Source organism: Marinobacter sp. SS8-8, from assembly GCF_030540945.1.
GTDB lineage: Bacteria > Pseudomonadota > Gammaproteobacteria > Pseudomonadales > Oleiphilaceae > Marinobacter.
In genome coordinates this window covers 20,907-41,602 of record NZ_JASSVN010000019.1, presented here as the reverse complement: position 1 = coordinate 41,602, position 20,696 = coordinate 20,907, and the positions used below count along the sequence as shown (strand labels likewise).

The window sequence follows — 20,696 nt, the reverse complement described above, 5'->3', positions numbered from 1 at the left end:
CGTTTCAGGTAGGCGACCACAGCCCTTTTCCCCGATTTTTTGCTATCGACTGTCCGGAAATCTGGATCAATTTCTTGTTTCAATACTTAAAGGTGGATTAAATTTATATAAATCATAAGGGTACCTGACTGGCACAGGATCCGCATGGCGTTCCCTGGGCCCGGCTCGAGGCCTGGTCTGTTCGTTTACAACAACAAACAAGGAACGATCATGAAACGAATAATGCTCTACGCCTTGATCGGCGCCACGGGATTGACCCTCACTGCCTGCAAGGATGGTAAGCCACCGTTCAATGAAATCCCTGACTTCGTCCAGGGTGACATAAACCAGACGAGCTACGATGGCATTACTGATGACCTGTTAACCGCAGGTCTGGGGGCCAGCGGCCTTGCCAGTCCCAGTGCGCCTGCGTTTGCAGATCCGCTTAATCCCACCGCCGCAGAACTTCGTCGACTGGCGATCTACAACAACTACCGTGCTCTGGTGGACACCGCTCTCGGAGGTGGTTACGGCACCTTTTTTGGTCCGCAGGTTGGCGCCAGTGGTGACGGCCTGATACCTGGCGACGAAGTCATTGCCTTTATGGCGGTCCCCGGGACGGATGTGCCAGTGACTGTCATGGCTCAGGTGCCCGAGAGCTTTGATCCTGAGCGACCCTGCATGGTCACCGCGCCGTCATCCGGCTCCCGGGGTATCTACGGCGCAATCGGTACCGCCGGCGAATGGGGCCTGAAAAAAGGGTGTGCCGTTGTCTACACAGACAAAGGCACGGGTACAGGTTCGCACAACTTGGCCACCAATACCGCGCAGCGTATTGATGGCACGCTTACCTCTGCAGAGGAAGCGGTCCAGTTCCGTACCGACCTGACCGAGCAGCAGAGGGCAATGTTCGACAGTAACTGGCCGGATCGCTTTGCGTGGAAACACGCCCACTCCAAAGCCAACCCGGAAGCAGACTGGGGCCTGCATGTGTTGCAGTCCATTGAGTTCGGCTTTTACGTGCTGAACGAAAAGTTTGGCCGGGAACTGGGCAACGGTGAAACCCTTCTTACCATAAAACCCAAAAGTACCCTGGTGATCGCCTCCAGCGTGTCCAATGGCGGTGGCTCTTCAGTTCGTGCTGCCGAACAGGACACCCGTGGGCTGATTGACGGTGTTGCGGTTTCCGAGCCAAACGTGAATCCGGAGGTTGATCGTGATTTCACCATACGCCAGGGTGAAGGTCCGGTGATCACCGAACACAGTCGCAGCCTGCTGGATTACACCACGGCCCTAGCCGTCTATCAGGGTTGCGCCAACCAGGCCCCGGTGATTCGGGACACCGCGCCACTTAACGCGGCCTTCAATCCCCCGGCAATCGGCGAGAACATCTGCAACTCCCTCGCCAACAAAGGGTTAGTGACCGGTGCCACACTGGACGACCGGGCGACCGACGCCCTGCGCATACTGAACGAAGAGTTCGGTATTCAGCCGGAACAGAACCTGCTGGCGCCGGTGCACTTCGGGCTGGCAGTGGCCCAGAGCATTTCGCTGACCTACGCTAACGCCTATGGTCGGGCCGGTGTTGAGGATCGGGTGTGTGACCTCAGCCTGGCGGCAACCGATACCGCCGGAGCGGTGACCCAGTTGGCACCCGCGGCGGAGGCCGCCCTATTTTCGGCCAGCAACGGGATTCCGCCAACTGCCGGGGTGAGTATTGTGTATGACAGCGCCGAGGGTCAGCCCACTAATCTGCCGGCCAGTGCCTCACCCAGCTCAAGCCAGATGGACTATGGCCTGGATGCCCTGCTGTGCCTGCGCAGCCTTGCTCAGGGTAGCGACGCGATAACGGGGGCCGCGCTCGAAGGTTCCGACGCCGAGCTGGCATCGGCCATTGCTGAGGGCATTGCTGAAGTGCGTGCTACCGGTGATTTGCAGGGTAAGCCGGCGGTTTTCGTTACCGGGCGCGCCGATGCCATCCTGCCCATTAATCATACCTCCCGGCCCTATTTGGGTCTGAACCAGCGGGTGGAAGGCGACAAGAGCAACCTGAGGTACTACGAAATCCTGAACGCCCATCATCTGGACGTGCTTAACGGTTTCCCAGGCGTAGCTGACCGTTATGTCCCGCTGCACCACTATTACTTCCAGGCGCTGGATCTGGTCTGGGCGAATCTGACGGAGAAGCAGCCGTTGCCACCGAGTCAGGTGGTCCGGACCGTGCCCCGGGGCGCCATCACAACACCGTTGACGGAAGTAAACCTGCCGGCAATCAATCCTGCCCCGGACCAGGGTGACCGGATTGTGTTTGCAGATAATCAGCTCCGGATCCCGGAGTAACCGGGCCGTTCGCCGGCCCAGGCCAGTGTCGGGCCGGCTTTGTTTGCCCCCGCTCCGGGGGGGCCATATACTTCCGTGACTGCACCTGGCTTGGCCGGGTGCCAGGGTGAATACCATGAACGACATTCAACCCGTTGGTGCGCGGTACATGACAGAGCTGTTTTCTGACAAGAACAAGAGTGGCCTGACCCGGGACCTGATCGAAGCCCTGTTTCCCATGTTTGAGGAAGCCAGCGCTGGTGCGATCGCGGTGGACTGCAGTGCCCGGATAACCTGGATCAACAGCAGTTACTCCCATCTGCTTGGCCTTGGCGATCCGTCAGGGGTCATTGGCAAACCGGTGCGTCAGCTCATCCCCCATACCCGTATGCCGGAGGTGGTCGAAACCGGCAGGCCCCTGCTGCTCGACATCATGGAACACAACCAGCAACAGCTGGTCGTGACCCGATTGCCCTATTACGATGACGACGGAAAAATCGTGGGTGCGGTCGCCTTTGTTCTTTATGACGACCTCCAGCCCCTGACGCCACTGGTTTCCAAGTACCGGCGGCTGCACCAGGATCTGGCTGCAGCGCGTAAAGCACTGGCAAAAAAGGCGCGGGGAACCCGCTACAGCCTTGGCGACTTTGTTGGCGCCAGCCCCGCCGCGCTTGAAGTTAAACGAAGGGCGCGTCTGGCTGCGGGGCGCGACATGCCGGTGCTGCTGCTGGGCGAGACCGGTACTGGAAAAGAAGTGCTGGCCCAGGCCATTCATTCGGTTTCCGCCCGGGCCGAAAAGCCGTTTGTGGGTGTCAATGTTGCCGCCATCCCCGACAACCTCCTGGAAGCAGAATTTTTCGGGGTTGCTCCGGGCGCCTATACCGGCGCGGATCGCCGGACTCGGGAGGGCAAGTTCCAGTTGGCCGATGGTGGCACCTTGTTCCTCGATGAGGTCGGCGATATGCCGCTGCCGCTGCAGGCCAAGCTCTTGCGCGCCTTGCAGGAGGGTGAGATTGAACCGCTCGGCTCCAACAAGGTGGTTTCGGTGGATGTCCGGGTTATTGCAGCGACCAGCCGAAACCTGGAGGTCATGATTGCCGACGGCAATTTCCGCTCGGACCTCTACTATCGCCTCAACGTCCTGGAGATTCCCATCCCTCCGTTGCGGGATCGCCTGGCGGATCTCGGTGTGCTCTGTGAGGCGCTGCTTGAAGAGATCTGCGACGGGCTGGAGCTGCGTGGTGAAATTACCGACGCGGGTGTCTCGGCTTTGGGCAGTTACGACTGGCCGGGCAATATCCGGGAGCTGCGAAACGTTCTGGAGCGGGCCATGACCATGGGTGAAGAGGGTGGGCTGCTGGATGCCGACGCCATTTTCAAGGTTCTGCCCCGTGGAGGAAACCGCCCGGCTTCCTCTTTGGCTTCGCAGCCGGTCAGGCCTTTGTCCCAGACGCTGGCCAAGGCTCAGGCCCATGCCATCGAGGAAGCCCTCGTGGCCTGCCGCGGCAACCGCACCCGTGCAGCCAAGCTGCTTGGCATTTCAAGATCTGTCCTGTACGAGAAGCTGGCCAAGCTGTCCTGAAATCCGGACGCTTGTCCTGCCATCCGAACAACCACGTACGACTGACGTCTAATGCCGTCCCGTTATCCGGACACTTGCCTTTGGTTTGTTGCCTTTGAAATTTAATAAGTATATGAAATTAAATAAAAAATCTAATTTGGCATAGTGTCTGCAAACTCGGCGGCGCAGGACATCAGAACCATGCGGAAAACAACGCCGGCGCCGTCTGTTGGCCTCCCCAATAAACTGTCCGCCTGTTCCTGCATTTCTGACTATACTCAGACCAGGCCTTTCAGGTTGTAAGCCGCCAGGCCAGATACAATAACAATGCTAGGAGACTTGCCAATGAAACTTCTCAAGGTTCTCACCGGAGTGGCCGGTGTGATCGCTCTTACCACTGGCTCCGCTTTTGCAGAGGAATTGCGCTGGAAAATGCCGGTTGCCTTCGCAACCAATCTTCCCGGTCTCGGCTCTCCCGCAGCCTGGGTTGCCGAAAACCTGACCACTGCGTCTGACGGCAGCATCCAGGTTCGTGTCTATGAGCCGGGTAAACTGGTTCCTCCTTTCGATATTTTGCAGTCTGTTTCCGACGGCAAGGTATCGGCTGGTTACACCTGGATCGGCTACGATCAGGGCAAAGTGCCTGCGATTCCGCTGTTTGCGGCTGTGCCCTTTGGCATGAAGCCCTGGGCCTATACTGGCTGGTATTACTATGGTGGCGGCCATGAAATGCTGCAGGAAACCTACGCCAACAAGGGCTTCAAGGTGCATGCACAGCTGTGCGGTATTATCGGGCCTGAAACAGCGGGCTGGTATTCTAAGCCAATCAAGACACTGGAAGACTACAAGGGCCTGAAGATTCGCTTCGCCGGTCTGGGTGGCAAGGTTCTTGAAAAACTGGGAGCTTCCGTCACGATGATGCCCGGCGGCGAGCTTTACCAGGCCCTGGAAAAAGGCACCATTGATGCCACTGAATTCTCCATGCCTGCCATCGACCAGATCCTCGGTTTTGATCAGGTGGTCAAGTACAACCTGTTCCCGGGTTGGCACCAGCAATTTACCGCCCAGTACATGCTGATCAACCAGGACGAGTGGGCCAAGGCAACCAAGGCACAGAAGGCGCTGGTTGAGGCCTCTTGCACTGCCGCAACCACCCGTGGCCTGGCCGAGGGCGAGTACAAGAACGGCAAGGTTCTGGCCGAGTTCCAGGACAAGGGTGTCCAGGCTGACCAGATCCCCCGCGAGGTTCTGCAACAGCTGAAAGCGGTGACCGAGGAAGTGCTGAAAGAAGAAGCCTCCAGGGATGCTGACTTCAAGCGCGTCTATGAAAGCCAGAACGAGTTCATGAAGACCTACAAGGTGTGGGATACACGCGCCTATGTTCCGGCGGACCTGTAAGGTCCGGGGCTGACCCTGGGACACCGGAAGGAATTCCGGTGCTCTCTGATTTAGTCTGGGTGGCCCTTCGGGGTCATCCTGGTTTCATAACGGGCTTTCTGAACGAGGAACTGTTATATGACGGTGTCTGGTAAAGGCTCACCACAGAATGTGCGGTTATCGGTGTCCGACACCGACGAATTTCTTCATCACCACACAGAGCTGCCGACAACTCGCGTCAGTCAGTGGGTGGATCAGGTAATCGCCGCGATCGGCAAGGGTGCTTCCTGGCTCTGGGTAGTGCTAACCGGAGTGATCATCTATGCAGTGGTGGGCCGCTATGCCTTTGGCCAGGGTTCGGTAACCCTGGAAGAGGTCCAGTGGCATCTGGCCGGGATTGGCTGGCTGCTGGGGCTGGCCTATACCCTGGTGGTCGATGATCACGTGAGGGTGGATGTACTCCATGAACGCCTGTCCCTGAAAGGCCAGGGCTGGATTGAACTGTTGGGCCTGACATTCCTGTTGTTACCGTTTCTCGGACTGGCGATTTACGAAATGGTCCCCTACGCCTTCAGTTCCTGGCAACAGGGTGAGACCAGCCAGGCACCTGCCGGGCTTCCGCATCGCTGGATTCTCAAGAGCATTCTGGCATTGTCTTTTGTGCTTCTGATTCTCGCGGCCCTGTCCCGTCTGCTGAAAGTAACCGCCCTGCTTTTCGGCTTTCCGAAGCCAATCCGGATCCAGTCCGGTGATAACAAGAAAGAGGATGGGTCCTGATGGAGCTTGAAACTCTGTTTGTAATCGGCATGTTCCTGACGTTCGGGGCGTTGTTGATGACTGGTTTTCCGGTTGCCTGGGTGTTGGGTGGTACCGCGGTTATCTGGACAGTCATCGGTGTCATCGCCGTTGAAAATTTCGGTGCCAATCTGTGGTTCGATTATTCCTCTTCCATGGGGCTTGTGCCTGAACGGATATGGAAGGTCGTAAACAGCGAGACCCTTGTCGCCCTGCCCATGTTTATCTTCATGGGCATCATGCTCGATCAGTCCGGCGTCGCCGAAAAGCTCATGAACAGCATGGTAAAACTCTTTGGCGCGGTTCGCGGCGGATATGCGGTAACGGTCATTATCATTGGCGTACTGTTGGCCGCCACCACCGGTATCATCGGTGCGTCCGTGGTGCTACTGGGCATGCTGTCCCTGCCCGTGATGATGGAGAATAAGTACGACAAGGGGTTTGCCGTGGGCACTGCCTGTGCCACCGGTACCCTGGGTATTCTGATTCCCCCTTCTATCATGCTGGTGCTGATGGCCGACCGGCTGGCCGTTCCCGAAGCGTCGGTGGGCGATCTGTTCATGGGCGCGTTCCTGCCCGGCCTGCTGCTGGGGGCCATGTACGTGGCCTACGCCATGCTCCGCCCGCTGCTGCAACCGCACATTGCGCCGGTGCCAGAGGGTACGGAGAAAGTGACCTGGGGCATTGTCTGGGAGGTGGCTAAGGCAGTGTTACCCACGGCTGCGCTGATTCTGGGTGTGCTGGGCTCCATCTTTGCCGGAATAGCCACACCAACGGAAGCTTCCGGTGTTGGCGCACTGGGCGCTCTACTATTGGCCCTGATGTCTGGGCGACTGAACCTGAACGTGCTCAACTCTTCCATGCAGCAGACAACCCGCACGGCTGCGTTCATTTTTGCCATTTTCCTGGGTGCAACCGCGTTTTCTGTGGTACTGCGGGGTCTGGGTGGCGACCAGGTGATCGAAGGTGCCCTGCTGGGCCTGCCCTTCGGGCCCTACGGCGTGGTTCTCACCATCCTGTTTGGTGTCTTCCTGCTCGGCTTCTTCCTGGACTGGGTCGAGATCACCCTGATCATCCTGCCGCTGGTGGCGCCCGTGGTTCAGCAGCTTGGCTTTGATCTGGTGTGGTTCACCATCCTGTTTGCCATGTGTCTGCAGACATCGTTCCTGACCCCGCCAGTTGGATTCGCGTTGTTCTACATCAAGGGTGTGGCGCCGCCGGAGATCAAGGTGACTGACATCTATCGGGGCGTCGTGCCTTTCATCATTATTCAGCTGGCAGCCCTGGCTATCGTGTTCCTGGTACCGGAAATTGCGACCTGGCTGCCGAGCGCGGCTTACGACTAAGGAGATAAACACCATGCGTCTGGAAAACCGGATTGCCCTTATTACCGGCGCTGGCCGCGGCATTGGCCGGGCCATTGCCGAACATTATGGCCGGGAGGGCGCCAGGGTTGCGGTGGCCGACCTGACCCTGGAGAGTGCCCGGGAAGCCGTGGATGCTATTGAGCAGGCAGGGGGCACCGCCATGGCCCTGGCCATGGATGTCACCAACGAACAGGCTGTCGATGACGGGGTTGCGGCTATCGTTGAGCGGTGGGGGGGGCTGGATATCGCCCTGGCCAACGCCGGAATCCAGCACATCGACCCGGTGCACAAACTGGCGTTCTCCGACTGGAGCAAAGTCATGAGTGTGCACCTTGATGGTGCTTTCCTCGTTACCCGGGCGGCGCTCCGTCAGATGTATGAGAACGGTGGCGGCACCATGCTGTATATGGGTTCGGTACATTCCCTGGAAGCCTCGCCCCTGAAGTCCCCTTACGTGGCGGCCAAACATGGCATGCTTGGCCTTTGCCGCGCTGTCGCCAAAGAAGGCGCGGAGTATGGTGTCCGCAGCAACATCATCTGCCCCGGTTTCGTGCGCACGCCCCTGGTGGATAAGCAGATCCCCGAGCAGGCCAGGGAGCTGGGCATTTCCGAGGAAGACGTGATCAGCAAGGTGATGCTGAAGAACACGGTGGACGGAGAGTTCACGACACTCGAAGATGTGTCCGAACTGGCTGTGCACCTGGCTGCGTTTCCCTCTGCCGCGTTGACCGGCCAATCCATTGTGGTCAGCCACGGCTGGCACATGCAGTAAGTAACAGGAGAGACGGATGAGTCACACAGAACAATCACCGGTAGTCTGGTCTCCCTCGGAAGACACTCTGAAAAATTCCCGCATGGGCCAGTTCAAGGCCTGGCTGGGGCAACAGGGCTTCGGTCCCTTTGCCGATTACCATGCCCTGCACCAGTGGTCCATTGATGAGCTGGAAACCTTCTGGCAGAAGGTCTGGGATTACTGCGGTCTGGTCTGCGACACACCGGCCGACAGAGTGCTCGGAAAGCGTGAAATGCCTGGCGCCGAATGGTTTCCCGGTATGACACTGAATTTTGCCGCCAACCTGCTCCGGCTGGCGGATGGCGAACACGCAGACCGGGAAGCGGTGGTGGCCTATTGCGAAACGCGACCGGTGCTTCGTCGTACTTACGCGCAGCTCAAGGCAGACGCCGGCGCCCTGGAAGCTTTTTTGCGCAGCAGGGGTATCCGCCAGGGGGATCGCGTCGCGGGTGTAGTGACTAACGGTTATGAAGCCCTGGCCGGCATGCTGGCCGCCACCAGCCTTGGTGCTGTGTGGAGCTCTGCCTCCCCCGACTTCGGCGTGGGTGCCATTCTCGACCGCTTTGGCCAGATTGAACCCGCTGCCCTGGTTGTGGTGAATGGCTATGGCTACGGCGGCAAGGTCTTCGCCCGCCAACAGGACTTCGCCGAGCTGATCGCCGGCCTGCCAACCCTCAAATCAGTCGTCAGTGTCCAGCAACTGCCGGACGAGGCCCCGATTGCCGGCGAGCTGGTCACCACCTGGGATGATGCGCTGGCGTTCGGTGAAGGCAAGGCGCTTTCGTTCACACCGCTGGCACCGGATCATCCGGTTTACATTCTGTATTCCTCCGGTACCACCGGCAAACCCAAGTGCATCGTCCATGGCAGTGCCGGCCTGCTGGTGAATCACGCCAAGGAACTGATGCTGCATGGGGATGTGGGCCCGGAAGACCGCTTCCTGTACTTCACCACCTGCGGCTGGATGATGTGGAACTGGCAGGCCTCAGCCCTGATGACCGGTGCTGCGGTGATCACTGTGGACGGTTCCCCGGGCTACCCGAGCCTCAGCTTCCTCTGGGACACCGTGGCCGAAGAGCAAGTCACCCACTTCGGCACCAGTGCCCGGTTCATCGCCGGCTGCCGCAAGGGCGAACTCAAGCCGGCAAAAACCCTGGACCAGGGCAAACTTCGGGTGGTGTTCTCCACCGGCTCACCACTGCTGCCGGAAGACTATGACTGGGTCTACACGGATGGCGCCCCCGGAGCCCTGCTCGGCTCCATCGCCGGGGGCACCGACATCTGCGGTTGCTTCGTGGGTTCTACCCCGCTGCTGCCGGTGCGTCGGGGAGAAATTCAGTGTCGCTTCCTGGGCGTTGATGCTGTGGCCTACGGCGATGACGGTAAACCGGTCAGCGAAGGCCGCGGCGAGCTGGTCTGCCGCCAGCCATTGCCGTCCATGCCCGTGTGCTTCTGGGAAGACCCAAAGGGTGAACGCTACTGCGACGCCTACTTCAACACCTTCCCGGGCGTCTGGGCCCACGGCGATTTCATCGAATTCACCGAACACGGCGGCGCCATCATCTACGGCCGCTCCGACGCCACCCTTAACCCCGGCGGCGTACGCATCGGCACCGCGGAAATCTATCGTCAGGTAGAGACCGTGGCCGAAATCAAAGACAGCCTCGTGGTCGGTCGCCAGATCGAAGGCGATGTGGAGGTGGTCCTGCTGGTGGTGCCTGCCGACGGCCAGGAAATCACCAATGAGTTGCTGAAACAGCTCAGGTCCCGAATCCGCGAGGGCGCCAGCCCGCGTCATGTGCCCAAACACATCGTGCAGGTGAACGACATCCCGTACACCCGTAGCGGAAAAAAAGTGGAGTTGGCGGTTGCCCGTTTAATCAATGGGTCCAGAAAGGCCGATAACCGGGACGCGTTGGGCAATCCCGAAGCGCTGGACCATATTCATGAGCGGTTGGCCGAGGTTGGTTTGTTGCCTGAGTGATTTGTGGCTGGTTTTGTTGACAATAAGTCGCCGAAAGCGGTCCGGATTCTTCTTGCAGAACCCACCTGAATTGCCAGAACAGCGGGGCGGATTGAGCCTCCCAAAACCGTGCGGAGCCATGGGCGGAGCGCGTTAGCGCTTCACGGGCAGGCCCTGGACCCTCAGCACGACGCAGGCGCCACATGGATGTGCCGCCAGGAGTGTGTTTTGGGAAGCCCTGCCCGCCCTAACTCCCGGTCAATGTAAGAAAGTTTCGTAAATTCCCGCCATTTCATCGTCTTGTAATAGAAGATCAAGTATTTTTAGTCCGTTCTTATACTAAGATCGTAACCAAAATTTACGAAAAAATGGTATCTTAGTCAGTCTATCAAAAGTTCCTAATCAGTCATTGCCCAGGTCGGACGTTCAAAAGACGCCTGACCCCGCCATGACCGTCCTGAACCCACCCAATAGCCTGAGGACGAAAATGACATCATCCAAAGCCAAGATTGTCTACACACTGACCGACGAGGCGCCCGCCCTCGCGACACGGTCACTTCTTCCCATCCTGGAAACCTTCGCCAAGCCGGCTGGCATCGAGTTTGAAACCAGCGACATTTCTCTCGCGGCGCGTATTCTGGCGACCTTCCCGGATTACCTTGAAGAAGATCAGCGGGTTCCGGATGCCCTGGCCGAGCTGGGTGAATACACCAAAGACCCCGACGCCAACATCATCAAACTGCCGAACATCTCAGCCTCTATCCCGCAACTGCGGGCCGCCATCAAGGAGCTGAATGAACAGGGTTACAAGGTTCCCGAATACAAGGAACACCCTGAGACTGACGAAGAGAAGGAAATCCAGTCCCGCTATGCCAAAGTCCTCGGCAGTGCGGTAAACCCGGTGCTGCGTGAAGGTAACTCTGATCGCCGGGCTCCGGCCGCGGTCAAGGCGTTTGCCCGCAAATACCCCCACTCCATGGGCGAATGGAGCCCGGCTTCCCGCACCCACGTGGCGCACATGCGCGGCGGCGATTTCTACTCCAGCGAGAAGTCCGTCACTCTGGACAAGGCCACCACCGCCCGCATTGTGTTCGAGAACAAACAAGGCAAACAGACCGTTCTGAAGTCGGAGTTGCCCCTGCAGGAAGGTGAAGTGCTGGACGGCATGTTCATGAGCAAGAAGGCACTGGTGAAGTTCTTCGAGGATGCCATCGAAGACTGTGAAAAGACCGGTGTCATGTTCTCGCTGCACGTGAAAGCCACCATGATGAAAATCTCTCACCCGATCGTCTTCGGTCATGCGGTGAAGGTTTTCTACAAGGACCTGTTCGACAAGTACGGCGACCTGTTCGACGAAATCGGCGTTAACCCGAACAACGGGCTTTCCAGTGTAATCGAGAAGATCAGGCAATTGCCGGAATCCAAGCAGGAGCAGATCCAGGAAGACCTGCATGCGTGCTACGAGCACCGTCCGGAAATTGCCATGGTGGATTCCGTCAAGGGCATCACCAACCTGCACGTTCCGAGCGACGTCATTGTCGATGCCTCCATGCCGGCGATGATCCGCAATTCCGGCAAGATGTGGGCCCGGGACAACAAGCTCAAGGACACCAAGGCGGTCATGCCGGAGTCCACCTACGCCACCATCTATCAGGAGGTGATCAACTTCTGTAAGACCCACGGCGCCTTCGATCCCACCACCATGGGAACTGTGCCGAACGTTGGTCTGATGGCACAGAAGGCTGAAGAATATGGCTCCCACGACAAGACCTTTGAAATCAAGGAAGACGGCGTTGTGCGTGTTGTCGCCGAAGACGGCACGGTACTGACCGAGCACAACGTCGAGAAAGGCGACATCTGGCGTGCCTGCCAGACCAAGGACCTGCCGATCAGGGACTGGGTCAAACTGGCGGTCAGCCGTGCCCGCGCCACCGGCATGCCGGCGGTATTCTGGCTGGACGATGAGCGTGCCCACGATGCTCAGCTGATCAGGAAAGTCCAGACGTACCTGAAAGAGCATGACACCGATGGCCTCGAGATTCACATCATGTCGCCGGTTCGCGCCATCCGCTGGACGATGGAACGCCTGATCCGCGGACTGGATACCATCTCCGTGACCGGCAATGTCCTGCGTGACTACCTCACCGACCTGTTCCCGATCCTGGAACTGGGAACCAGTGCCAAGATGCTGTCCATCGTTCCGCTGCTGAACGGCGGTGGCCTATATGAGACTGGCGCCGGCGGTTCGGCACCGAAGCACGTACAACAGCTGATCCAGGAGAACCACCTGCGCTGGGATTCGCTTGGCGAATTCCTGGCGACGGCGGTATCCCTCGATGAACTGGGCGAGAAGCATGGCAACGAACGTGCCCGTCTGCTGGGTCAGACCCTGGACAAGGCCACGGAGCGGCTGCTGGAGAATAACCAGTCTCCCTCCCGTGTCACCGGCGAACTGGACAACCGCGGTTCCCACTTCCACCTGGCCCGTTACTGGGCGGAGGAATTGGCCAATCAGGATGACGACAAGCAACTGAAGGAGTTCTTCACCAGGCTGTCCGCACAGTTGGAAGAGAACAAGGACAAGATTCTGGAAGAGATGACCGTGGTTCAGGGTCATCCGGCGGATATCGGTGGTTACTATCACCCGCCGATGGAGAAAGTCTGCAAGGTGATGCAGCCGAGCGAAACCTTCAACACGATCCTTGCCGATGCGCGAGCATCTGTGAAGTAAGAATACGGAATCAGGGCCGGGCCATACCCGACCTTCCGTCGGGAGCCCGTCAGGCTGTGCTGGTTTTTCGGGCTTTTTTATCCGGCGGTCAGTCGTCGTCAGTTTGCTCGTCGTAGCCCCGGCCTGTTTCTCCAGCTTTGTGAAGGTTATACATGGTAATGGGCGGGCCAGTAAGCAGCAGATCCGTTGCGTGATTCATCGCTTACTCCTGATGCAGCGGGGCAAAGGTGCCTCCGGTCAGCCGGGCCAGGTCGTCTGGTGCCAGTTCGATTTCCAGGCCCCGGCGGCCTGCGCTGACAAAAATGGTGGTGAAACTCCGGGCGGACGCATCAATAAAGGTTCTGAGTTTTCTTTTCTGGCCCAGGGGGCTGACTCCGCCCAACACGTAACCGGTGCTGCGCTGCACAGACTGTTTGTCGGCCATGGCGGCCTTTTTACCACTGGCTGCCCTGGCAATGAGCTTCATGTTCAGCATGGTGGTCACCGGAACCACGCCGACAGCAAGCTCCTTGCCATCAATGGCAACCACCAGTGTCTTGAACACCCGGGCGGAATCAACGGCCATCTTTTCTGCGGCTTCCGTGCCGTAGCTCTCAGTGGACGGATCATGGTCATACTCGTGAATGGAATGGGCCATGTTGGCCTTGCGCACGGCGTTGATGCCCGGCGTCATGGTCAGCTCCTTCGGAATGACTGGATTCCGGGATTAAATCAGCTAAGGAAGAGAGCGACAACTGCTCGCTGGCAGGCGCAGAGGGACAAAAACCCGGCTGATTTTACAGGTAATAACATTTAGCCCTCTACTTCAAATCCGCATATGACTAATTTTCGTACACCGTAAAACCCAAACTTTTGTCCTTACGACCGGCCTGGTAGGGTTTGCTGTGTTTTTCAGCCGAGCTGGAGGAACTGGTCTATCCTGAATCCTTAGGCCTTTGCCGGCTGGAAGGGTTGACGCTGGCCCGGACGCCAGTCGGCCAATGTGATGGGTGGCGGCTGAACTGAAGATAGAATAAAAACAACCACCTTGATAAAGGTCTGACCAGATGAACCGATTTGCCCGTCGTGCGCTTCACACCTGCAAGATTCCCGGAGATCTCGCAACCGTCACCTTCCGGGACGCTGCGGGTGAAAATCCGGCTGCCGCAGGTGTCAGTGAAGGCACTGTCGAGACGATCTGGCGCAGTGTTCAGGGGCTTTACCGGACCGGCGTACACCCGGGTATCCAGATTTCTGTTCGCCACCGGGGCAAACAGATCCTGCATCGCGCCATTGGCCACGCCACCGGCAACGGGCCGCACGATTCCCCGAATGCGGTCAGGGTTCCGATGACCACGGAGACGCCGATCTGCTACTTCTCCGCATCCAAGGCGGTTACCGCGCTGCTGATGCACATGCTGGCGGAACAGGGGCTGGTTAACCTGATGGATCCGGTATCCTACTATTGCCCGGAGTTTGCCAGCAGTGGGAAGCGGACCATCACGGTCCATCAGATCCTCTCCCACCGCGGCGGTATTCCGGCCATTCCGAGGGAAACGCCCATCGATGTGCTGTGGGACAGCGACGAGATCTGGCGCCTGCTATGCTCGGCCCGGCCTGTGGAAGTGGACGGCGCCAAAGTTGCCTACCATGCCATTACCGGTGGCTTTGTGTTGCAGCGGGTGTTGGAGAGTGTCACCGGGGACACCATCGAAAACTACCTTGACCGGCATCTGCGCCGGCCATTAGCTATGAAATGGTTCACCTATGGTGTTGCCCCGGAATACCTGAACGATCTGGCCAGTAACTACGCAACCGGTCCAACGCCGCGCTTCCCCGTTTCCTGGGTGGTCAATCGCGCTTTGGGAGGGGATATCCGGACGGTTGAACGGGTCACCAACGACCCCCGGTTCCAGGAAGCCGTGATCCCGGCCGGTAACCTGTGCGGAACCGCGGAAGAAATGGGGCGGTTTTTCCAGATGATGCTGAACAGGGGGCTCTGGAATGGCCAGAGGATCTGCAGTGAGCTCACCATTCGCCGTGCCATCCAGCAGTTTGGCTCTCTCCAGATTGACCGGACCATGATGGTGCCCATGCGGTTCAGCGCCGGTATGATGCTGGGCGGGAATCCGGTGGGACTCTGGGGGCAGCAGAGCCGGTTCGCCTTTGGCCATGTCGGTCTGATCAACAAGCTGTGCTGGGCCGACGCGGCCCGGGATATCTCGGTCAGCCTGCTCAACACCGGCTTTCCGATTGTTGGCCATCACCTGCCGGCACTGGCGAAGTTTGTTTATACCGTCTGCGACCGGTTTCCGCTGATTCCGGAGCACCGGCGACCTATGATTGCCGCCTGAGGCGAAGGCCTTACAGGGTTCGCAGCTGTGCTTCCAGAATGCCCAGCACCGACGACAGTATGTCGCGGAAATCGGTCAGTGTCTGGGTGCGCTGGATCACGTCCTCCCGGTTTTCATCCAGCCGTTCCAGTTTTGGGACAACCCGCCTGATACCTTCGGTAATCACTTCGTAAGGGTAGTGGTGGTCCTGGATGCTGAGCTTGTTGATCTCGGCCACTTCCTGGCTGAAGATGCTGATAATGTCATACAGCATGTCCTTGTGCTGAATGCTGCTGGCTTCCCAGTAGGCATCGTCCAGCAGTTCCAGCAGTGACAGATATTCACGTAGGGTATCCGCCACGGATGTCTGGGTCATGGTAGCTCCTGTAAGGGTGGGAAATTCCTTGTCTGCAGGGAACTATAGCAGGGGTTCGGTCGTCTGAGCAGAAAGCGAGTTCTGCCAGCGTACAAATATTAATGAAGCTCTATTCATTTTTATTGCACTTTGTCTGACAGTTGTGCAGACTTTCGAGATGGGAAAAGGATCTATCACGACTCATTGGACGAGAAGCCGAATGGACAAACCCTCATTACCCGGCCACCAGCCTGTCCCCCGCGAGGTCAGGCTGGACCATCACGACAGTGTCCGCAACCATGTGCATCAGCAGGTGCGTTCGGAAGTAGAGCGCCTTGAGCGCCGGATTGAAACGCTTCGTTTAGTCAAAGCCCCCCACGCAGCGATCATGATTTCCACCTATGAGCGGATGATCGACCGGAAAAAGGGGTTTCTGCGGAACTGGGATCTGCACGAAGAGGGTTACTGACGATCTTCGATGATGATCGTAGTGTAGATAAAGGTTTCATCTCCACTCCGCTGGTTTCCGCAATATTGCGGATTGCGCGTTCTTGCGCCTCCCTCTTCCAGCATCGCGGGCTCGTCTTTCGAGGTAAAAACCCGGGCCAGCGTCTCCCCGTAATTTATTATGACCTTCACGCAATCCGGCTCTTCCCCGTTAATGACAATTCCCGAGGCGTTAGTGAGTGTCAGGGTATCGCGTTGGGTTCCGATGAACTCCTGAAGAAGCTCCACATTGCCAAGGGTGCGACCGGTATAACTGGTAGCGGAAAATTCCGGTTGGTTGAATCCGGTGGTACCAAACGTTTTCGAGCTGAATCGGCCGCTCCAGGCCGCGCTGGCTACTTCTGCCGGGCTCTCGTCATCCTCGGCCGGTTGCCGGGCAACAAACTGGCTGGCACGAAACACTTTCTTCATTGCAGGGTTGTAAGTCCAGTCCAGCATGACGTAGATCCAGGTGCTGTCGGCTTGTGAGGAGTTGTCCTCACTTCGGGTTTCGGTGAACCGGATCAGTGCGTCGTTGGCCGGAGTGTTAAAGCTCGCGGCTTCGTCCCTTTCAATGCTGTCCCGCATCAGGCGACGCCCCTCATTGAAGTTATCCACCTGGCCTGAGCGAATCACCTCATTGATGAGGTCGAGAGGATTGCGCAAACTGATGTAATCGGACCCTCCGGAATCCGGCTCTGTGCCCAGGAAGTCATCCAGATGATTTCGAATCGCCATGGCGCTTCCGCCATCGCTGCCCTCGGTTGCCGGCTCCATGCCCCGGTAGAGGTCCCGGAAGGTTGTGTATTGCAGAACCGGTTCGAGCCCTTCAGTGTCCCTCAGCCGGAAGGTTTCCAGTGCCAGGTCTACGTCGGTTGCAGGGTTCAGATAGCCACCACCGGACGTGTCCGGGTCGCACCCTGCCAGAAGCAGGGTCACAATGGAGGTTGCGACGAGCATGCAGGAATGTCTCATTTCAGAAGGCCCCGGGATGCGAAAAACCGTGTAAACGGCTAAAGTGAATGACCGCGGGGCGAATGCCCCTGTGCGGTGACTGACAATAAAACATAAACCCGGTATCTACCCTCGCGGAGATCACATTTTGCGGCAACGGCTTACATTGGCGCTCCCAGCGGTGACGCGTTCGTTGATGGTCCTGCTGTTCCTGGCCGCCATTACGATGCCGGCGTCGGCCGGTGTGGCCGGGCCCTGCCGTGATGGCGAGATTATCCTGAGCGCTGGTGTCGAGAGTATCCGGGATCTGGGGGGCTGTATCTGGTACCTGGAGGACCCGGGACAGACCCTGACCCTGGATGAAGTCCGCAAACTTGAGCCTGGCGCGTTTACCCGCCACGACGGCGGCGTACTGAACTTCGGCTACACGGAATCCGCCTACTGGGTACGTCTTGATCTGCGCCCAGGTAAAAATCCGGACCAGACCGACTGGATTCTGGAGCTGGCCTTGCCCCTGGTGGATGAAGTCGCCCTGTTCATGGTTCGCGACGGCACCCTGGTCGAGCGGCGGCGGGCGGGCTATGAGGATAACTGGGCGGAGAGGGACCTGGCGGTGCCCAATCCAACCTTCCGTCTGTCCCTGGTGCCGGATTCCCTGAACCGGGTTTACCTGCGGGTCACCAACACCAATACCTTCCGATTGCCCATCAGTCTCTGGCAGCCCGACAGCTATATTGAAAAGGTATCAGTGGATGAACTGGTCCGGGGCATCCTTCTGGGAGCGGTGCTGGCGATTCTGGCCTATAACCTTTTTGTCGCCATTTCGGTTCGTGAGCGCAGTAATATCTATTACGTGCTCTATCTGGTGTCAGCGACCGTCTTTATTGTCACCGAACAGGTCCACGGTATCCAGTTACTAGAGAGCCGGCCGGCCCTGTTCAACAAGCAGTTTCTACACTTCCAGATCACGCTGACCTGGTTCTGGGGGCTGCTGATGGCCCGGTCGCTGCTGGAAACCCGGGAGCGATCAGCGGATCTTGATCAGGTCATCCGGCTTAGTCTCTACGCCGTGGTCACCACGTTTGTACTGTCGCTGTTCCTGCCCTACCACGTGGCCATGGAATGGATTGTGGCCGGCTCGATCCTGCTGAGCCTGATCATGATCGTGGTCAGTTACCTGTCCTGGCGCTACTACAATCCGGCGGCGCGTGCCTATTTCTTTGCCTGGACCCTGGCGATGGTGGGGTTCGGGATCTATGCCCTGACGGTCATGGGCATATTGCCGCTGAATACCTTCACCACCTACTCGCCCCAGTTCGGTTTAACGGCCCAGATCATACTCTTCTCGTTCGCCCTGGCGGACCGGATCAAGCAGGTTCAGGGCGAAGCCCTTGACTGGAGTCAGAGAGCACTGTCAAACCTGCAGCGGTACCAGTCGCTGTTTGACAATGCCATTGAGGGGGTGTTCCAGATGTCTCCGGACCGTCGTTTCGTCACTGCCAACCCGGCGATGGCCCGGTTGCTGGGCTACAACAGCAGCCGGGAGCTGCTCGGGCGCAACCCGGACGTACTGGAGACCTGCATTGCCGATGAGCGCCTGCGCCGGCTGGTGGTGGAGCAGTTGGAGGCAAAGGGCACCGCCAAGGGTATTGAGGCCCGGTACCTGACCCGGGACGGCGAAGAGCGCTGGGCCACCATTTCACTGCATACGGTGTACGACGCCGATGGCAAACCGACGCACCTGGAGGGAACCTGCATCGATGCCACCGAGAGCCATAACCGGCAGCGCATCGAACGGGAACGAGAACAGGAGCGCCTGGAGAAGGAGCTGGCCCGCAATTCGGCCGAGGCGAAAAGCCAGTTCCTGGCCAACATGAGCCATGAAATCCGCACCCCGCTGGCGGCGATCATCGGCTATGGTGAAACCCTGCTTGACCCGGACCTGAGTGAGACGGAGAAACGAAGCAGTGCCGAGACAGTGGTGCGCAGCGGGCGCCACCTGCTGGAACTGGTCAACGATATTCTTGATCACTCGAAAATCGACGCCAACAAACTGGACGTGGATATCGTCTCGGTCAATCTGCCGGAACTGCTGGATGAAATCCGGGCTTTTTTTGCGCCCCGGGCCCGGGAAAAAGGTCTCGATTTCAGTATAATCTGTGAATACCCGTTGCCGGAACAGATCCTGACGGACCCGACCCGGCTGCGCCAGATCATAATAAATCTGTGTGGCAATGCACTGAAATTCACTGAAAAAGGCTCGATTTCCCTGGTTGTCCGATGTGATCATGACCAGGAACTACTGGTGGTCCGGGTTGTTGATACCGGCATCGGCATGAAGCCGGAGCAACTGGGCCGGCTGTTTGATCCCTTCGCCCAGGGCAGTGCCGCCATTTCCCGACAATACGGCGGTACCGGCCTCGGGCTCAGCATCTCCCGGCGGTTGGCGGAAATGCTCGGTGGCAGTATCCGGGTGAACAGCACCTACGGAGAGGGCAGTGAGTTCGAGCTTTCAATCCGGACCGGGCCGCTGGGTCAGGTGCATTTCCTGCGGGATGCCTCGGAACTGAGTCAGCGTCGCAGAGCCATGCCCATGGTAGTGGCGCCGCGACTCTCTGGCCGAATCCTGTGTGCCGAAGACAACGAGGTGAACCAGCGCCTGGTGTCCCTGCTGGTGTCGCGAACCGGGGCAGAGCTGGTGCATGTAAGCAATGGCGCCGAAGCACTGGAGCTGGCCCTTCGTGAGCCTTTCGATCTGATTCTTATGGATATCCAGATGCCGGTCATGAATGGCAGGGATGCGACCGCGGCGCTGCGTGAAGCCGGAGTGAATACGCCGGTGATCGCCCTTACCGCCAATGTAATGTCCGAAGACATTGCCGATTACCGGCTTGCCGGCTGCAATGAGCATCTGGCCAAGCCGATCGACAAACAGCGGTTTTTCGAAACCCTGGGCCGGTATCTTGTGGTGAGCTCGGACAGCCACCAGAAGCCCGCGCGGCGTTACCAGGGCAAGGTGCTGGTAGCTGAAGACAACGAGGAAAACCGCCAGTTGGTGGAGCGCATGCTGCGCCGCGAAGGGGTGGACGTGGTGGCCGTTACCAGTGGCGATGAAGCGGTCCGGACGGCGTTGTCGGATACCGTTCATCTGGTGCTTATGGACCGCCATATGCCGGGCATGGATGGTGTCGCCGCCACCGCGCTGCTGCGCCAGGCCGGTTTCCGACGGCCGGTGATCGCCTTTACCGCCGGTGATCAGCGGGAAACCGACGCACTCCTCGAAGCCGGTTGTGACGGAGTGCTGAACAAGCCAATTGACCAGTCCCGCCTCAGGTCCCTGCTGGACCGCTTGCTGGGTGCCGGCCCGGCTTCCCCCACGGATTCGGACGAAGACGCCGAAATCGCCCATCTGATTGCACAGTTTCTCGATGGACTGTCCGGCCGCCGGCATAGGATGGAAGAGGCACTGGCCCATGGTAATCGGGAAGTCTTAAGAACAGAAGCCCATCAGATCAAGGGAACCGCAGGGGCAATGGGCTATCCTCTGATGACCCGCCAGGCGGGCAGGCTTGAAGACCTTCTGAAAGCCACTGACCCGGACTGGGACCGGGTTCGCAGCGAACTGGAGGGACTCGGTGAAATGATAGACCGCGCCCTGACGGCTTCGGAGGCCCCGAGGTGATTCGACCCGTGAACAACCAACA

Annotated in this window: 14 protein-coding genes; 11 read left to right on the top strand and 3 right to left on the bottom strand. The window is 58.6% G+C overall.

Going from position 1 to position 20,696, the window contains the following annotated elements; genetic code table 11:
- Window positions 1–210: 210 nt before the first annotated feature.
- The 8 genes from QPL96_RS16250 to QPL96_RS16215 all read left to right on the top strand — a co-directional run bounded on the left by QPL96_RS16250 (window position 211) and on the right by QPL96_RS16215 (window position 12,885).
- Window positions 211–2,319 (top strand): 3-hydroxybutyrate oligomer hydrolase family protein, encoded by a 2,109-nt coding sequence (locus QPL96_RS16250; RefSeq protein WP_303288357.1) that lies wholly within the window; start codon window positions 211–213, stop codon window positions 2,317–2,319.
- Between the two features lie 115 nt (window positions 2,320–2,434).
- On the top strand, window positions 2,435–3,880 hold the full coding sequence (locus tag QPL96_RS16245) for a sigma-54-dependent Fis family transcriptional regulator (RefSeq protein WP_303288356.1): 1,446 nt from the start codon (window positions 2,435–2,437) through the stop codon (window positions 3,878–3,880).
- A 324-nt stretch (window positions 3,881–4,204) separates the two neighbouring features.
- The gene (locus QPL96_RS16240) at window positions 4,205–5,257 is read left to right on the top strand and encodes a TRAP transporter substrate-binding protein (RefSeq protein ID WP_303288355.1); all 1,053 of its coding nucleotides are present in this window, start codon (window positions 4,205–4,207) and stop codon (window positions 5,255–5,257) included.
- 117 nt (window positions 5,258–5,374) lie between these two features.
- Window positions 5,375–6,013, top strand: a complete 639-nt coding sequence (locus tag QPL96_RS16235; RefSeq protein ID WP_303288354.1) for a TRAP transporter small permease subunit — start codon at window positions 5,375–5,377, stop codon at window positions 6,011–6,013.
- A complete protein-coding gene (locus tag QPL96_RS16230) occupies window positions 6,013–7,377 on the top strand; it encodes a TRAP transporter large permease subunit (protein WP_303288353.1) in 1,365 nt (454 codons plus the stop codon). The genes QPL96_RS16235 and QPL96_RS16230 overlap by 1 nt, the downstream gene beginning before the upstream one ends.
- A gap of 13 nt (window positions 7,378–7,390) precedes the next feature.
- The gene (locus tag QPL96_RS16225) at window positions 7,391–8,170 is read left to right on the top strand and encodes a 3-hydroxybutyrate dehydrogenase (protein WP_303288352.1); all 780 of its coding nucleotides are present in this window, start codon (window positions 7,391–7,393) and stop codon (window positions 8,168–8,170) included.
- 16 nt (window positions 8,171–8,186) lie between these two features.
- The gene (locus QPL96_RS16220) at window positions 8,187–10,175 is read left to right on the top strand and encodes an acetoacetate--CoA ligase (protein ID WP_303288351.1); all 1,989 of its coding nucleotides are present in this window, start codon (window positions 8,187–8,189) and stop codon (window positions 10,173–10,175) included.
- A gap of 466 nt (window positions 10,176–10,641) precedes the next feature.
- Window positions 10,642–12,885: an NADP-dependent isocitrate dehydrogenase gene (locus QPL96_RS16215; RefSeq protein WP_303288350.1), complete on the top strand. Its 2,244-nt coding sequence runs from the start codon at window positions 10,642–10,644 to the stop codon at window positions 12,883–12,885.
- Between the two features lie 202 nt (window positions 12,886–13,087).
- Here the strand turns inward: QPL96_RS16215 and ybaK are convergent, their stop codons facing one another.
- Window positions 13,088–13,558, bottom strand: coding sequence for a Cys-tRNA(Pro) deacylase (gene ybaK / locus QPL96_RS16210; protein ID WP_303288349.1), 471 nt, complete (start codon window positions 13,556–13,558; stop codon window positions 13,088–13,090).
- 373 nt (window positions 13,559–13,931) lie between these two features.
- Here ybaK and QPL96_RS16205 point away from each other — a divergent pair, with 373 nt between their 5' ends.
- A complete protein-coding gene (locus QPL96_RS16205) occupies window positions 13,932–15,218 on the top strand; it encodes a serine hydrolase (RefSeq protein WP_303288348.1) in 1,287 nt (428 codons plus the stop codon).
- A gap of 10 nt (window positions 15,219–15,228) precedes the next feature.
- Here QPL96_RS16205 and QPL96_RS16200 read toward each other — a convergent pair whose 3' ends face one another.
- Window positions 15,229–15,573, bottom strand: a complete 345-nt coding sequence (locus tag QPL96_RS16200) for a hypothetical protein (RefSeq protein ID WP_303288347.1) — start codon at window positions 15,571–15,573, stop codon at window positions 15,229–15,231.
- A gap of 199 nt (window positions 15,574–15,772) precedes the next feature.
- Here QPL96_RS16200 and QPL96_RS16195 point away from each other — a divergent pair, with 199 nt between their 5' ends.
- Complete coding sequence (locus QPL96_RS16195; RefSeq protein WP_303288346.1) at window positions 15,773–16,021, top strand: hypothetical protein; 249 nt, start codon at window positions 15,773–15,775, stop codon at window positions 16,019–16,021.
- On the opposite strand, the gene QPL96_RS16190 is transcribed toward QPL96_RS16195, so the two are convergent.
- On the bottom strand, window positions 16,015–17,013 hold the full coding sequence (locus QPL96_RS16190; RefSeq protein WP_303288345.1) for a hypothetical protein: 999 nt from the start codon (window positions 17,011–17,013) through the stop codon (window positions 16,015–16,017). The two genes, QPL96_RS16195 and QPL96_RS16190, sit on opposite strands and share 7 nt — an antisense overlap.
- Window positions 17,014–17,188: 175 nt before the next feature.
- On the opposite strand from QPL96_RS16190, the gene QPL96_RS16185 reads away from it, so the two are divergent.
- Complete coding sequence (locus QPL96_RS16185; RefSeq protein WP_303288383.1) at window positions 17,189–20,674, top strand: response regulator; 3,486 nt, start codon at window positions 17,189–17,191, stop codon at window positions 20,672–20,674.
- Window positions 20,675–20,696 lie beyond the last annotated feature (22 nt).

What these genes read in the sequence shown, in the direction of transcription:
- QPL96_RS16240 (WP_303288355.1), top strand. Translation starts at nt 4,205, where the DNA reads ATGAAACTTCTCAAGGTTCTCACCGGAGTGGCCGGTGTGATCGCTCTT.
- QPL96_RS16215 (WP_303288350.1), top strand. Translation starts at nt 10,642, where the DNA reads ATGACATCATCCAAAGCCAAGATTGTCTACACACTGACCGACGAGGCG.
- QPL96_RS16190 (WP_303288345.1), bottom strand. Translation starts at nt 17,013, where the DNA reads ATGAGACATTCCTGCATGCTCGTCGCAACCTCCATTGTGACCCTGCTT.
- QPL96_RS16230 (WP_303288353.1), top strand. Translation starts at nt 6,013, where the DNA reads ATGGAGCTTGAAACTCTGTTTGTAATCGGCATGTTCCTGACGTTCGGG.
- QPL96_RS16235 (WP_303288354.1), top strand. Translation starts at nt 5,375, where the DNA reads ATGACGGTGTCTGGTAAAGGCTCACCACAGAATGTGCGGTTATCGGTG.
- QPL96_RS16185 (WP_303288383.1), top strand. Translation starts at nt 17,189, where the DNA reads ATGGTCCTGCTGTTCCTGGCCGCCATTACGATGCCGGCGTCGGCCGGT.
- QPL96_RS16250 (WP_303288357.1), top strand. Translation starts at nt 211, where the DNA reads ATGAAACGAATAATGCTCTACGCCTTGATCGGCGCCACGGGATTGACC.
- QPL96_RS16225 (WP_303288352.1), top strand. Translation starts at nt 7,391, where the DNA reads ATGCGTCTGGAAAACCGGATTGCCCTTATTACCGGCGCTGGCCGCGGC.
- QPL96_RS16200 (WP_303288347.1), bottom strand. Translation starts at nt 15,573, where the DNA reads ATGACCCAGACATCCGTGGCGGATACCCTACGTGAATATCTGTCACTG.
- QPL96_RS16220 (WP_303288351.1), top strand. Translation starts at nt 8,187, where the DNA reads ATGAGTCACACAGAACAATCACCGGTAGTCTGGTCTCCCTCGGAAGAC.
- QPL96_RS16245 (WP_303288356.1), top strand. Translation starts at nt 2,435, where the DNA reads ATGAACGACATTCAACCCGTTGGTGCGCGGTACATGACAGAGCTGTTT.
- QPL96_RS16195 (WP_303288346.1), top strand. Translation starts at nt 15,773, where the DNA reads ATGGACAAACCCTCATTACCCGGCCACCAGCCTGTCCCCCGCGAGGTC.
- ybaK (WP_303288349.1), bottom strand. Translation starts at nt 13,558, where the DNA reads ATGACGCCGGGCATCAACGCCGTGCGCAAGGCCAACATGGCCCATTCC.
- QPL96_RS16205 (WP_303288348.1), top strand. Translation starts at nt 13,932, where the DNA reads ATGAACCGATTTGCCCGTCGTGCGCTTCACACCTGCAAGATTCCCGGA.